The organism is Sphingobacterium corticibacterium (genome assembly GCF_004208525.1).
Classification (GTDB): Bacteria; Bacteroidota; Bacteroidia; order Sphingobacteriales; family Sphingobacteriaceae; genus Sphingobacterium; species Sphingobacterium corticibacterium.
This window is the reverse complement of sequence record NZ_SGIT01000001.1, coordinates 1,385,751-1,401,066: the sequence shown is the minus strand read 5'-3', so window position 1 is coordinate 1,401,066 and position 15,316 is coordinate 1,385,751. Positions and strand designations below refer to the sequence as shown.

The window sequence follows — 15,316 nt, the reverse complement described above, 5'->3', positions numbered from 1 at the left end:
CTTTATTATTGGAAGGTTAGTTAGTCGTATTATCTTAAGAATAAAAGCTCTCTTAATTTTGGAAGAGGCCATTTATTGTCATCAATGATTTTTTCCAATTTGTTCACATGATAACGAATCTCGTCAAAATAAGGCTTGACAATTTCATCATAAGCAATAGCAAGTTCACGTGTATCTTCGATCGTATTAGCGCGTTTCCTTGCTTGGCGCATTTCCTCGGCTTTTTCTAAAATCAAGTTGGTGTGTTTAGAAATACGTTCTACCAAATTAATTTGAGAGCTGTAGGATTCTTTTGGTAAACCTAAATCTTTCAATCCTCTCACATTCTCAATAAGTTCATTTTGGTAAATGAAGCATACTGGAGCAATCTGGCTCGTTACCACTTCGCCAATTACACGCGCTTCGATCTGAAGTTTCTTAAAGAAATTTTCCAATAAAATCTCGTGTCGTGCTTCTGACTCCCGTTTTGAATATATGCCTAACTTTTCAAATAAAGCGAGATTTTCTTCTTTAACATATACATCTAACGCCTTAGGTGTTGATTTGATGTTTGAAAGTCCACGTGTCTCGGCTTCGATAGCCCATTCTTCGCTATATCCATTTCCTTCAAAACGAATCGCTTTTGATTCTTTGATGTATCTCCGGATAACATTAAGCAATGCGAGGTCTTTTTTCGTGCCTTTTTTGATTTGTTTGTCTACCTCTGTTTTAAATTCGATAAGTTGGTTGGCAACGATAGCATTGAGTACAATCATCGGCAACGCAGAGTTTGCAGACGACCCTACCGCACGGAATTCGAATTTATTACCCGTGAAGGCGAAAGGCGACGTACGGTTACGGTCTGTATTGTCCAGCTTCAAATCTGGAATTTTTGGAATACCATGCCATAAGTTCGCATCGTTTTTCACTTTTTTCGCGACACGAGCAGATTCTACTTCTTCCAAGATTTCATCTAATTGAGACCCTAGGAAAATAGAAATGATTGCCGGAGGAGCCTCGTTTGCACCTAAACGATGATCATTACTATGACTGGCAATGGATGCGCGAAGCAAATCAGCGTGTTCATATACGGCTTTAATCGTATTCACGAAAAACGTTAAGAACATCAAATTGTTTTTCGGTGTCTTGCCTGGTGAAAGTAGGTTTACACCTGTATTGGTAATTAATGACCAGTTGTTGTGTTTACCTGATCCGTTAATTCCGCTATATGGCTTTTCGTGCAATAATACTTTAAAGTGATGACGTACTGCTACTTGTTCCATCAAATTCATTAGCAATTGATTGTGATCGATAGCTAAGTTGATTTCCTCGTACATCGGAGCACATTCGAATTGTGAAGGTGCAACCTCATTATGGCGGGTTTTCAATGGAATACCAAGTTTCAATGCTTCATTTTCCAAATCGACCATATACGCCAATACGCGCTCTGGAATAGCGCCAAAATAATGGTCTTCCAATTGTTGTCCTTTTGCAGACATGTGCCCGAAAAGGGTACGGCCGGCAATTTGAAGATCCGGACGTGCATGAAATAAAGAAAGGTCTACTAGAAAATATTCTTGTTCGATACCAAGCGAAGCGTTTACTTTCGTTACAGACTTGTCAAAATATTGTACCACATCAGTAGCAGCTTTATCAATTGCTTCTATTGCTTTTAATAGTGGTGCCTTATAATCTAAAGACTCACCTGTATAAGATACAAATACGGTTGGAATACATAATGTTTTGCCTGCTGCGGTCTCAAAGATAAAAGCAGGAGAGGAAGGATCCCAAGCCGTATAACCACGTGCTTCAAAGGTGTTCCGGATACCGCCACTTGGAAATGAGGACGCATCTGGTTCTTGCTGTGCAAGGGCATCGCCTGTGAATTTTTCAATTGCTTCACCATTCTCGTCAGGTTCAAAGAAAGCGTCGTGCTTTTCTGCTGTAGTTCCTGTCAACGGTTGAAACCAGTGGGTGTAATGCGTTGCTCCATTACTAATAGCCCATGTTTTCATTGCTTGTGCAATCTGATCGGCGAGTTCTCTTGAAATCTTTGTACCCTCGTCGATAATCTGAACAAGTTCTTTGTGTGTACTTTTCGAGAGGTAATCTTTCATCTTCGCATTAGTAAATACATTCTTTCCGTAAATACTAGTTGCCTTTAATGATTCTACTTTTTCCATATCTTCCATCGGACGAGATATGGCTAACTCTGCTGCTTTAAATCTTGGGCTTGACATTTTTTTTATGTTATTTTTATAGTTTCGGTTGTTTTTTCGGTGTAAAAGTACACCATTTTTTGGAAATACCGTAAAAAAATGAAAAAAAATAGATGATTTTTGTTTTTTGGGTGTTTTATTTTTGAAAATGTATATTTTTTTTAATCAAATCCCCAGTCTATTCCTTTTTCTGTGGCCGGAACACCATATTCTATCCATTTGGCAGCAGGTTTGTCTTTTAGGAAGTGGTCAAAGAACTGCGCTTGCCGAATTTGGATATCTTTTCGGTTTTGTCTTTTCATAAGGTTGTGCTCGTCACCATTATAATTTAGTAGCCAAACGGGCTTCTGTAAACGTCGTAAGGCGGTGAACATCTCGATACCTTGATACCAAGGTACCGCACCATCACTGTCATTGTGCATAATTGCAACAGGTGTAGTTACACGATCCAAAAAGAATAGCGGAGAATTTTCTATATAAAGGTCACGGTCCTCCCATAGCGTTTTTCCGATACGCGATTGTGTCCGTTCGTACTGGAACTGTCTGGACATGCCACTCTGCCAACGGATACCACCATAAGCTGATGTCATATTGACGACAGGTGCGCCACTCCATGCTGCAGCATACATACTCGTCCGTGTGATCAGATGCGCTACCTGGTAACCACCCCAACTTTGTCCCTGAATGGCCATTTTGGTAGAATCCACCCAAGAATTCTGTGCCAAATAACGCATGCCAGAATTTACATATTCCTCCGCGGATTTTCCTGGATATCCGATTTCATAATGAATATCGGGTGCAAATACCAAATATTCGTTACTTACATAATAAGGAATATTCAATCGGGAAGGCGTGGGAGCGGGAGCATGATACGTATATAATCCGTTGCTTAACTTTTCATAGAAATAAGCTATAATGGGATATTTCTTGTTCGGATCAAAGTTCTCGGGTTTATATAAAATACCCTCAGCCTCAAAGCCAGAGGGTGTCGTCCATCGAACCAATTCTGCTGTTCCCCAGTTGTACGTTGCTTGTTGTGGATTTATATCGGTAAGACGCGATTCGTTTTTGAATCGTTTGCTTACATATAAATCGGGCGAATAATTATAATTTTCTTTCGTATATATAATGGTTTCTCCATCTGATGTACTCTTGAAGTTTCGAAATGTATATTCAGTAGAAAAGATTTCATTTGGCTTTCTACTTTTGGCAGTATTTATCGTATACACCCCGTTATATTTGGTGCTTTCGTTAAATCCTGTGATAAAAATATCTTGTTTATCAGGAATAAGTGTTGTCTTGTATCGAGGATTATCGTTTCGGTTTAAATCGATATAGCGGAAAATGGTTTGGGTTGCACGACCTTCACCGTTGGTGAGGAGTTCTTTTTGTTTTCCTGCTAAATCAAATTTCCATATATCATATCGATCATAAATGTATACATCTTCGCCATTGTTAGACCAGCCGGCTATACCATAAGCGCCGGGTAAGGTAGGTGAATCATTTTCTTCGTCAACGAAATTCACCGGCAAACCATCATTTAACAGAACCATTTTTCCAGAGGAAATGTGATAGCTATGCCAATTACCGGTTTCACGATTAAAATAGAGTACAAAATCTCCTTTTGGTGATAAATAGGCATAACCATTTAGATTCTCCTTTACAGTTCGCTTTTGGCCGGATAGCGTGGATACGACATATATATCGGTTGGCGCAAAACCTTCCCATTGTGTGGCTATGCGTTTGCCAAAATCAGATGCTGCCAATACCCATTCGTTATCATCTTTGTCTGTAATATGGGTGCGATTGACTGTCTCGTCAACAAGTGGTACGATACGGTTACCATTATTGGGATAAATTACGGACAGGAAATTTTTCCTTTTATCCCGTTTTAGGTTGGCGAGTTGCTGCGGCTGAATATAATCATCTTTCCAATGCCAGATGTCTATCTGTGCGTGTTCGAAATCGACTAAGGTGGTATCTTTTATTTTTGGAATCGGTGCTAGCCCAAAAAATAGCTTTTTGCCATTCGCACTGAATTTAAGTTCCCCGTCACCACTCACATACCATTGGGAGGGCATGCCGATACTTTGTTGACTAGCGATGATGCGAGCCGTGTCTAATTGAGGAGTATAATAGTAAAGCTTGAAATTTTTGAGAAGTGATTTTTCCGGCGTTTTGTCTGCGAGAAAGGCAAGTTGTCTACCGTTATCATCAAAAAGCAGTTCTTTATAGTTGCCTTGACCGTTACTGATTTTCTTCAATTTTTTGTCCGTTATATCAAAGAGATAGAGTCCCGCATCCGTCGAAAGAGAATCCTTTGGTTCATTTTTCTTCGAAAATAAAAGGAAATCCTCGTTCGGACTCCATACAAATTGATCGACTTTACAAAAATTTAGTGTATCGCCGGTGAGAAGGTTGCGCACGTGCAGGATAGAAATGGAATCAGAAGTCGAACTCAAAAACGCGACATACTCATTTTTATTCTGGGCGAGTTTGTAGGCCTTCACAGCTGGGATTTTCCATTGATCTCTATGTTGAATGTCGACGATAATTAAAGAATCCTTCGGCATATCCGCATTTTTTTTCTTTTTGATTTTTGCCTGTCTTGTTTCTTCGAAAAGAGGTTTTATCTTACCAATGAGGAAAGACTCCTCCTGTGTGAGTTTTGCGTCGGTAACACGGGGTAAAGAAAAAAGGAGCTCATTGTCCTTATTTTTGAGTTCAAAAATTGCATCACCTTCTTGTGGCGTAATCTGATATTGGATAAATTTTCCTGTCTTGCTAACGTCTGCATTGACAATGCTCTTCCAACTATCATAAACGCGGTGATCTAATGGTTGTTTTTGTGCAAATAAACCGGTGGATAGGAGTAATAAGATACTTAAAGTAGACGCTATACTAATTTTCATCTAATTAAATTATTTTTGATAGTGACGAAGCTTGCATAGACTGGATACTTATTGATATCCTTCTTGAGGTAATAGTCCAGCAGGTGTCATCGGGGATGAACGAACTAATTTGCGTTGAAAGTAATAATTAAAATGTAAAAAGTCAACTTATTTTAGGCATGGAAATTGGTGTACAATTCCATCTGACATCTAAAAAACAAAAAATAAACAGATGAAATCAAATAGTATAATTGCAGCTGTAATCGGAGCGCTGGCGATCGTGATTTTCGCCGCGGTATTGGCGAATGCCTATAAATATAAATACAAAATTAGTAATACAATAAACGTTACGGGAAATGCGAAAAAGGATTTTGAATCGGACATTGTAAAATGGTCTGCTTCATTTAGCCGGAAATCCATGGATTTAAGTGCTGCTTCAGAACAATTAAAAAGAGACCGGGATTTAGTACGGCAATTTCTAGAGCGGCAAGGTATTGATGCAAAGGAAATATTATTCAACGCAGTAAATATCAACAGGGAGTTTTCCTATCAAACCGACGGACAGGGAAATCGATCTAATATATTTACGGGGTATAATTTGCTGCAAAATGTGAGTGTGGAATCGAAAGATCTGGATAAAGTCGATAATGCATCGCGGGAAATATCGACGTTGATTTCGCAAGGTATCGAGTTGAGTTCAAACTCTCCTAACTATTACTATTCGAAATTGGAAGACCTAAAATTAGAATTGATTTCCCAAGCTTCCGAAAATGCAAAACAACGTGCTTCAAACATTGCGACCGAGGCGGGTTCCTCTTTAGGGGATTTGATTAAAGCCGATTTAGGAATCTTCCAAATAACGGGGCAGAATGACAATGAGGAATATTCGTATGGGGGCGCATTTAATACTACTGCTCGAAATAAAACGGCGAATATTACGGTAAAAACAAGTTATACAGCGAAATAATATCTCTATATTGTCTCTTCAAACACCGTATCAATCTTCCAATTAGCTTTATCTTTTGAAGCTTTTACGGCTAGTTGATCACAACGTTCATTCAACGGATGTCCGGCATGCCCTTTTACCCATACTAACTTAATTTGATGTTGTTTGTACAAATTCATCAATTTCAGCCAAAGATCTTTATTTTTTTTGCCCTGAAATCCCTTTTGCATCCAGCCGTATACCCACTTTTTATCGATGGCGTCAATAACATATTTGGAGTCCGAATATATAGTGACTTTTTGATTTGTATTTTTTAGGGCTTCCAGACCTACTATTACAGCCAAGAGCTCCATACGATTGTTCGTGGTTTTTCTAAAACCGCCGAAAAATTCCTTTTCAATAAGTTTGCCTTGAAATACGGGATTATTGCCTTGATAAACCGTTCTTAATATCGTACCGTACCCTCCTGGGCCTGGATTGCCGCTTGATGCGCCATCTGTATAAAGTTCAATCATTGATTCCAAACGTAAATAAAATGCTTTGCATTCACGACTTTCTAAAAAAGCCCGCTTTGCGATGTGCGGGCTTATGGGATTAATTTGTATTTGTATGATTCAAATCCTTCGGATGCTTAACGTGCTGCTTTAAAAGCGCAATATCGATGACTTCAGACATTTTGGTTACATAATGGAATTGTAAATCTTTAACATAGTCTTCCTTAATTTCCAAAACATCTTTCTCGTTCGTTTTACACAATATGATCTCCTTAATGTTTGCACGCTTGGCAGCTAGAATTTTTTCCTGTATACCACCAACAGGAAGGACGCGGCCGCGTAAGGTAATTTCTCCAGTCATGGCCAGTTTTTCTTTCACCTTTCGTTGTGTGAAAAGAGAGGTTAGTGCGGTTAACATTGTTACACCCGCCGAAGGACCATCTTTTGGCGTGGCACCAGCTGGGACGTGGATATTGACATCCCAGTTGTCAAATACACGATAGTCTATCCCGAATTCTTCCGCATGGGATCTTAGATATGCCATTGCAATAGTAGCCGATTCTTTCATCACGTCGCCGAGATTACCTGTTAGGTTTAGCTTTCCTTTTCCCGGACTTAAACTCGATTCTATAAATAGAATATCACCACCTACTGCCGTCCAAGCAAGCCCTGTAACAACACCTGCAATCTCGTTGTCCTCATACAGATCTTTATCAAATAGAGGAGCACCAAGGATTTCCTCTGTCATGTGTGGGTTTATTTTCGGGTTGTATTCCTTTTCCATAACGATACGAGTTGCTATCCCCCGTACGATAGAACCGATTTTCTTTTCTAAACCGCGCACGCCAGATTCTCGGGTGTATTCCTCAATGATTTTCTCAATCACTTTGCTTGTGAGCGAAATATCCTTTTTTGTCAATCCATGTTGTTGAAGTTGTTTAGGAAGAAGGTGTTTTTTCGCGATTTCTATTTTTTCTTCGATCGTATAGCCATTTACTTCAATAATCTCCATACGATCCAATAAAGCTGGTTGGATACCGTTTAATGAATTTGCCGTAGCAATAAACATGACTTTAGAAAGATCATATTCCATCTCTACATAGTGGTCGTAAAAATTCGTGTTTTGCTCTGGATCCAATACTTCCAACAAGGCCGATGACGGATCTCCTTTAAAATCTGCACCTAATTTGTCTATCTCGTCCAAAACAAATACAGGGTTGGATGTTCCTGCTTTATTGAGTGATTGAATAATACGTCCGGGCATAGCACCAATATAGGTTTTTCGGTGCCCACGGATTTCTGCTTCGTCGCGGATTCCACCTAACGCCATGCGCGTATATTTACGTCCTAATGCCTTTGCAATGGATTTTCCAAGAGATGTTTTTCCAACGCCTGGAGGCCCTACTAAGCAAAGAATAGGTGCCTTCATGTCATTTTTTAATTTTAATACGGCTAGGTATTCGATAATACGTTGCTTAACTTTCTCCAATCCATAGTGATCCTTATCCAGGATTTTTATCGCTCTGTTTAAATCAAAGTTGTCTTTCGTATATTCTCCCCACGGTAAATCAAGCAATAATTCTAAATAATTAATCTGGACAGAATAATCGGCAGCAGCCGGATTGATGCGCCCGAGCTTTTCGAGTTCTTTATAGAAATGCTTTTGTACTTCTGCCGACCATTTCTTCAATTTAGCTCGACCTTCCAACTCCTGCATTTCCAAGTCTGGTGTATTGCCTCCAAGCTCTTCCTGGATAGTTTTTAGTTGCTGGTTCAAGAAATAATCTCGTTGCTGCTTATCTAAATCTACCCGAACTTTGTTTTGGATTTGATTTTTTAGCTCCAGCATTTGGATTTCGGTAGTGAGGTGTTCCAATAGGATTTTGGCACGCTTCACAAAGTCTTTTGTCTCTAGAAGTTCTTGTTTTTGATTTATTTCCAGAGACATATTAGACGAAATAAAATTCACAAGGAATGTTGGACTTTCAATATTTTTGATCGCCATACCCGCCTCACTAGGAAGGTGTGGGGAGAGCTGAATAATTTGAAGTGCCATCTCCTTAATGGAAGAGATTAGTGCTTTAAACTCCCTGCTAGATACTTTTGGTTTGTCCTCCGCAACCCGTTCTACCTTAGCTTTTAGATAAGGATCTTCAGCAACCATTTCGGTTATTTTAAATCGCTGTTTGCCTTGGATAATGACCGTTGTGTTGCCATCGGGCATTTGCAATATTTTGATGATATTGGCAGCCGTACCGATTTTATAGAGTTGGTCTAACGTAGGCTCTTCAATATTCATGTCTTTTTGAGACACGACGCCGATAGTCCGGTCACCTTTGTACGCTTCCTTTACTAGTTTAATAGATTTGTCGCGCCCCACGGTAATAGGGATGACAACACCGGGAAAAAGTACCGTGTTGCGTAAGGGGAGTATAGGTAATATTTCGGGTATATCTGCTTTGGTCATCTCTTCTTCATCCTGAGAGCTTAACAACGGAAAAAACTCCGTGTCCTCATTTATGACAGAAAATACGTGTTTGATATCAAATGTGTCGTTTTTATTCATATATACGTTTGTTCTTCCGACAATATGTCAGAATTTTTGCTAATTTCTGAGATAGTAATAATGGAATCAATATGTGCAAGAGAAATGCCAACTTTAAAATTTGGTATCATTTATGTTAATAAACAATAAAACCTGTTAAATCGGCAGCACTAGACAGGTAATAAAGACATTTTGTTTAGGCATAAATGTGGAAATGTTTATAACTTCGCGTTGTGTTGTTAAACTATTTAATGGAGATTTATTCCAAACGAAAATAGTGTTTGATAAAAATTAGCATAGAATAAAACAAATTATATGAAACGGAGATTTTTGAGTAACCCATGGAGAGCAGTGAAATTAGGCTTAGCTTCAGCTACACTTGCTTTGTTTACATTAACAGTTCAGGCGCAAGAACAGGCTCAGCATAGCAATCCAAATGTTCGTTTAGGTCAGAAAGCGTTGTTGGAAGGTGATTTTAAATCAGCATCCTCCCATTTGCAAAAAGCACTTCCTGCGGAAGCAAACGATCCGGATGTACAGTATTTATTGGGATATTCGCAATTCCATAATGGCGAATATAATAAAGCCATCGAAACGTTTAAGAAAGTTATTTCTTTAGACCCAAAACATACGTCTGCGTATTATTATAAAGCTAAAGCTAGCAGTAATTTAGCAGTTGCGGGTGAGAGTAAATTAGATAATGCTGCAAAAGAGCAATTATTAAAAACGGCGATCGAAGATTACAGTAAAGCGGTATCGATCACGCCAAACGATGCAAAACTCTACCAAAATAGGGCGATAGCATATCGTGATCTCGGTATTTTGACGGGTACAGCAGGTGTAGCTAATTACAATAAAGCAAAAGCGACAGATGCCTATAACAAGGCGGTAGCTGATTATGAAAAAGTACTTAGTTATGATGCTTCTCGTAAGGATATCCAAACGGAAGTGAAAAAAGCAAAGGTTTATCGAGATAATTTAAAATAGCGATAGCTATCCATAAAATTTTCTAAAGCTAAAGGGCAGTCCATATTGGACTGCCCTTTTTCGTAAGCTAATCATGTGTTTTAAATTGAACCTTTGTGCATATAAAGTTTGCTATGCAAGTGTTATCTGTGTTCATTATCCTGCTAATGGACAATATTCTATTGTAACCATATCTTCGTTTGCCAGACTTTCGGAAACGTTGCCGGTAACGATTGCGCTTTTTTAATAGGAGATTAATTCGAGAATTATTGATGAGTTAACTATCTTCAACAAGCTAATACTATAAATCTAGTTGTTTATCTTTCTTCTTTCAGAGAAGGATAAATGGCTGGCCAAGTTAAATAAACATATAATAAAACGTTATGGTATCTATTTGGTATTTATCTTCAGGTCATTTCTTTTACGACTAGCTTAATCACCATTGCAACACAATCACAATTACATCATCTTACTTAAACAAATCATTTATGAGGAAATTCATATTTTTATTTTTTGCCTTTCTATCCAGTGTGTACGTCTTTGGACAAAATCGAGAGGTTACTGGGATTGTGAAGGATGAAGACGGGATTCCATTGGCCGGTGTAAGCGTTCGGCTCGCAGAATCTACGATAGGTGTCAGCACCGATGCCGATGGTGCTTTTAGACTAACTATTCCGCAAGAAGGAACGCATACTCTTGCTGTCGATCTGATGGGGTACAAGTCCAAAGTTTTATCTTTAGGAAGGGAGACAACATTGGATATCGTTCTAGTCGTGGACGAAGCCCAGATCTTGGATGAAGTGGTAGCAGTAGGATATGGTAGTGTTCGAAAAAGAGATCTCACGGGGGCAGTAGGCTCGGTTGGCGGTAAAGAACTACAGGAGCGCGGGACGACTTCTGCTATGGAGGCTTTACAAGGTACAGTGCCGGGAGTTGATATCAATAGTACATCTACACGTCCTGGAAGATCATTCAATATCCAGATTAGAGGGCAAAATTCTATCGCTGGCGGTAATCCCTTGTATATCGTAGACGGTATTGCCACTGGAAATATAGATTTTTTGAACCCGGCCGATATTGAAAATATTGATGTTTTAAAAGATGCCTCTTCGACAGCTATCTATGGATCAAGGGGATCAAACGGTGTTGTTATCGTGACCACCAAGAATGCCGGCAGACCGGGAGATACGCGAACAACGGTGACGTATGACGGCTATTACGGTGTGCGGCAATTGGCCAGGATTCCGAATTTTATGGATGGTCGGGAATGGGTTGATTTTCGTACATCCGCATTTTATACCTATGCTAACGATCAGTATTCTTTAGGAACTCCAAATACTATTTTACAGAACAGTCCGCTGTTGGAATCGCGCTTATACAATGAAGAGTACGAGGACTGGTTGGGCTTGGGGACGAAGACAGGGCAACAACAAAACCATTACCTAGGCATCGCTGGTGCTTCCGAGAAGTTAACCTATAATTTAGGCGTGGGATATCAACAGGAAGTCGGTAATTTTCTGAAGGAAGATTTGAATCGATATACGTTGAAACTTTCGGTAGAGCATAAAACATCTGATTATTTTAGTACCGGAGCAAGTATCAATTTTGTGCACGGTGTGAACAACGCCGGAAGTGAGCACGGCTACCGTGACATCCTGCGTATGCCATCAATATTGTATGCCTACGACGATAACGGTAGTCTAATTGCGCAGCCGGGTATTGCTACGTCGATTCAAGGTGATGGGAATTTTACCAGCTCGCCGAATCCGTTGAACGAAATCAACAGCGGTACGGAGGAAATTCGTCAATACGATATATTGTCTAATATTTTTGCAGAATTGCGTCCGATGGAAAATCTATCGATCCGTAGTACCTTCATGCCTAGACTTAACCGCACGCGGACAGGCCGGTACTATGGTATCGTGCCCGGAACGCGAAATCAGGATGTTTCTTATCAGAATAATATCGAAAGTTTAGAATGGACTTGGGATAATGTCATTAATTATAACACGCTTTTTGGCGATGATCATAAGATAGACGTCTCGTTGATCCAAAGTGCTTATAAGACCCGGATAGAGGGGATTCAGGCCGGTGCAAACGATTTGCCTTACCCATCGCAGTGGTATAATCTATTTAGTGGTTCATTTGCACCAAATCAATCCGGAACATCCTATGCGGAAACAAGTTTGCTTTCTTTTGCCGCTCGGGCAAACTATGATTTCAAAGGACGCTATCTATTAACGGGTACCGTTCGTTACGATGGCAGTTCCAGATTACGTAATAAATGGGCTGCGTTTCCATCCATGGCAGCAGCATGGCGTATCTCTGAAGAAAATTTTATGCAGGATGCCTCCGTTGTCAATGACCTGAAACTACGGGCGAGCCTTGGATACTCGGGTAATAATAATGGTATTGAGGCATTTGGGTCTCAGTTGACGCCGCAAACGGGTTCGATCATCTGGTACGATTTCAATGGCGATGCCGTGAGAGGCTTCCTTTCGGGCCCTCCAATTAATCCGGTCATCACGTGGGAAAAAACCAGGGAGTTAAATGTAGGGGTAGATTTTAGTCTATTTAATTATCGCGTACGCGGTAACGTCGAGTTGTATGACAAGCTTTCTGATGGTTTGTTGATGCAGCGTACCCTCACGGTTGAATCAGGTGTGCCATACATGATGGATAATATCGGTTCCGTCAATAATCGAGGGGTGGAAGTAGGGTTGCATACAACAAATATCAGTCGCAGCGACTGGGAATGGACAACCTCTTTCATGTTTTCCCATAATAAAAACCAAATCCGTAGTTTATATGGAAAGGAAGAGGATGTCGTAGGAGAAGCACGCTTTATCGGGCAGCCTATAGAAGTTATATACGATTATCGGATTACGGGTTTATGGCGTATGGATCAGTTAGCTGAAGCTGCACAGTATGGTCAACAACCCGGTCAGGCTATTGCTGCTGATACAGACGGTAACGGGGAGATAACACCAGCTGATCGGGTGATCCTAGGCTCGCCTTATCCAGATTGGATTGGTAGCGTGACCTCCAACCTTCGTTATAAAAACTGGGATCTTTCTGTCAACTTATATACCCGTCAAGGCGTTTTTGTTGCGGATAGCTTCCTAGAAGAATTTGGCCCACAAAATACACAACGCGGTCGTCCAAAAATTAATTATGATTATTATATTCCGCCAGGCGTGCCACGTTATGATTGGAATAATTGGGGAACGCATGCCGATGGAAGCCCACAAGCTGTATGGGGGGATAGCGGCATCGGTAATGAGGATGCAAAATATCCACATCCGCAGAATGTAGGGCCTTATTACGGTAATAACGGACGTTATACGGACGCCTCTTTTGTTAAGATTCGGAATATTGTGATGGGATATTCATTGCCAAGTGAAATAGTTTCGAAATGGAAGATGTCATCCATGCGTATATATGCTAATATTTTGAATCCTTTTGTCTTTACCAAATATGAAGGTTGGGATCCGGAATATGCTACGACAGCGTTGAGTAACGGAAACGGGCCGAGTAACGTGACGTATCAACTGGGGGTGAATGTTAGATTTTAATTAAAGGAGAAAGAGATGAAAAAAATAATATATACATTATTTGTTGGGGTACTGATGCTATCGGGATGTGCTAAATTTCTCGAAGAGGATAACCGGGGAGGTATTACCAATGACGAGTTTTATCGAACAGAGGCGGGATATCGGTCTATCGTAAATTCTTCGTATGCTACATTGCGGACTACCTTCGGTACGGAAGCACCTTGGCTTTTATTGGGTGGTACGGATATCTATCAAATGAATAGAGAGCAGGCCAACCGTGCCTTGATGGAGTATACGCAGCTTTTCGCTGATAATGGCGATGTGCTAACATTTTATCGAAATTGTTATGAAGCTATACAAAACATCAACGTGGCGATTTTTTATAACGATATCACCGAGGTGGATGAAGAACAGCGAAAAACCTGGTTAGCCGAGTTGAGATTTTTACGCGCTTTCTATCATTTTACCCTGATTGAGCAGTTTGGAGGCATCGTTATCAATGACGAACCCACCTTGGAAGGGCCGCGTTTAAATTTGCCTCGGCAATCGTTAGAAGCGTCTTTTGATTTTGTTATCCGTGAAATGGAAGCAGCATTGCCCGATTTGAAAGATGATCGCGCTCGGGTGAGTAAGGCTGCGGCAAATCATTATCTTGCCAAAGCTTATTTAACAAGAGCTTGGGATTTGGGAGAAAGTGCTGATTTTACAAAGGCACAAGAGTATGCAGAAACAGCAATCGGCGGCTATAGTATCAGTATTCCGTATGAGGCGTTATGGTCTCCATCGAATGAAATGAATGACGAGGTATTGTTTGCTGTACAATACGATGGAAAATCGATCGGCGATGTTAGCGAAGGAAACAACCAGCAGTCTTTATTTGGCCCCTACTTGGGAGGAGCAGAGTTAAATCATAAGTATATGTCTTCGCCGTTGATTCCTGCTTGGAATTTACATAAGTTTTATGAAGAGAACGATGCCCGGTATGATGCGACGTTTATGTTGACGATCTACGATCAGTATTTTGATTACTATGATGGTAATAAGGACAAAAATGAAATATTAATTCGGGCTTATTATCCACGGGTATGGGATCGGGAATACACGCGTGCGGATTCCTTAGCCTGGGTTGCCGGAAAAGAACACCAGATCGCTCCAAATTTTCGCTACTATCCGTTCAAATATGATGAGCAAGCATATCGTGCGGCCTATCAGATAGATATGAGTACGCCGGTTATCAAAAAGTTTGACAGCCCAAGTACGAGACAAGTCTTCAGTACACACGCTAGTGTACGGGATATTGTATTGGCTCGTAAAGCAGAAACTTATTTTCTATATGCAGAAGCTAGTATCGGCTTAAATGATTTTCCGACGGCGGAACAATACGTACAGCGGGTTTTGGACCGCCCTGAAAATGCCAAAGACGGTAGTACACTTAAGCCTTCACAAAGTATTGCAAATGCATCCAGTCAAAGTGAAGCGTTGGATGGTTTGCTGATCGAAAGTGCTAAAGAGTTTGCTGGCGAGTATTTGCGTTGGGCGGAACTACGTCGTACGGGAAAATTAAAAGAGTTGTGCGGACGTTATAACTTTGATATACGGCGGGTTGGTGTGGACGCAGCATTTCGTGGTCAGGACGGACAGGATAAGATCTATCGTCCTATTCCGCAAGCAGCACTCGATATCAACGAAGCTGAAGTTTTGCAAAACCCAGGCTATAATTAA

General features: G+C 40.4%; 8 protein-coding genes. 4 read left to right on the top strand and 4 right to left on the bottom strand.

Going from position 1 to position 15,316, the window contains the following annotated elements:
• Nucleotides 1–29: 29 nt before the first annotated feature.
• Nucleotides 30–2,219 carry a glutamine synthetase III family protein gene (locus tag EWE74_RS05820; protein WP_130140546.1) on the bottom strand — a complete coding sequence of 730 codons (2,190 nt, stop codon included), beginning with the start codon at nt 2,217–2,219 and terminating at the stop codon, nt 30–32.
• 140 nt (nt 2,220–2,359) lie between these two features.
• Nucleotides 2,360–5,110, bottom strand: a complete 2,751-nt coding sequence (locus EWE74_RS05815) for a S9 family peptidase (RefSeq protein WP_130140545.1) — start codon at nt 5,108–5,110, stop codon at nt 2,360–2,362.
• Between the two features lie 211 nt (nt 5,111–5,321).
• Between EWE74_RS05815 and EWE74_RS05810 the strand changes: the two genes are divergently transcribed.
• Nucleotides 5,322–6,056, top strand: a complete 735-nt coding sequence (locus EWE74_RS05810) for an SIMPL domain-containing protein (RefSeq protein ID WP_130140544.1) — start codon at nt 5,322–5,324, stop codon at nt 6,054–6,056.
• 5 nt (nt 6,057–6,061) lie between these two features.
• Here EWE74_RS05810 and rnhA read toward each other — a convergent pair whose 3' ends face one another.
• A complete protein-coding gene (gene rnhA, locus EWE74_RS05805) occupies nt 6,062–6,550 on the bottom strand; it encodes a ribonuclease HI (protein WP_130140543.1) in 489 nt (162 codons plus the stop codon).
• A 79-nt stretch (nt 6,551–6,629) separates the two neighbouring features.
• Nucleotides 6,630–9,095, bottom strand: a complete 2,466-nt coding sequence (gene lon, locus EWE74_RS05800) for an endopeptidase La (protein ID WP_130140542.1) — start codon at nt 9,093–9,095, stop codon at nt 6,630–6,632.
• A gap of 294 nt (nt 9,096–9,389) precedes the next feature.
• Here lon and EWE74_RS05795 point away from each other — a divergent pair, with 294 nt between their 5' ends.
• The 3 genes from EWE74_RS05795 to EWE74_RS05785 all read left to right on the top strand — a co-directional run bounded on the left by EWE74_RS05795 (nt 9,390) and on the right by EWE74_RS05785 (nt 15,316).
• Nucleotides 9,390–10,061, top strand: coding sequence for a tetratricopeptide repeat protein (locus EWE74_RS05795; RefSeq protein ID WP_130140541.1), 672 nt, complete (start codon nt 9,390–9,392; stop codon nt 10,059–10,061).
• Between the two features lie 467 nt (nt 10,062–10,528).
• Entirely contained in the window at nt 10,529–13,615 is a 3,087-nt protein-coding gene (locus EWE74_RS05790; protein ID WP_130140540.1) for a SusC/RagA family TonB-linked outer membrane protein, read from the top strand.
• A 15-nt stretch (nt 13,616–13,630) separates the two neighbouring features.
• A complete protein-coding gene (locus tag EWE74_RS05785; RefSeq protein WP_130140539.1) occupies nt 13,631–15,316 on the top strand; it encodes a RagB/SusD family nutrient uptake outer membrane protein in 1,686 nt (561 codons plus the stop codon).

Bases quoted from the DNA above. Each gene is read 5' to 3' on its own strand.
- EWE74_RS05810 (WP_130140544.1), top strand. From the start codon at position 5,322: ATGAAATCAAATAGTATAATTGCAGCTGTAATCGGAGCGCTGGCGATC.
- EWE74_RS05815 (WP_130140545.1), bottom strand. From the start codon at position 5,110: ATGAAAATTAGTATAGCGTCTACTTTAAGTATCTTATTACTCCTATCC.
- EWE74_RS05820 (WP_130140546.1), bottom strand. From the start codon at position 2,219: ATGTCAAGCCCAAGATTTAAAGCAGCAGAGTTAGCCATATCTCGTCCG.
- EWE74_RS05795 (WP_130140541.1), top strand. From the start codon at position 9,390: ATGAAACGGAGATTTTTGAGTAACCCATGGAGAGCAGTGAAATTAGGC.
- EWE74_RS05785 (WP_130140539.1), top strand. From the start codon at position 13,631: ATGAAAAAAATAATATATACATTATTTGTTGGGGTACTGATGCTATCG.
- lon (WP_130140542.1), bottom strand. From the start codon at position 9,095: ATGAATAAAAACGACACATTTGATATCAAACACGTATTTTCTGTCATA.
- EWE74_RS05790 (WP_130140540.1), top strand. From the start codon at position 10,529: ATGAGGAAATTCATATTTTTATTTTTTGCCTTTCTATCCAGTGTGTAC.
- rnhA (WP_130140543.1), bottom strand. From the start codon at position 6,550: ATGATTGAACTTTATACAGATGGCGCATCAAGCGGCAATCCAGGCCCA.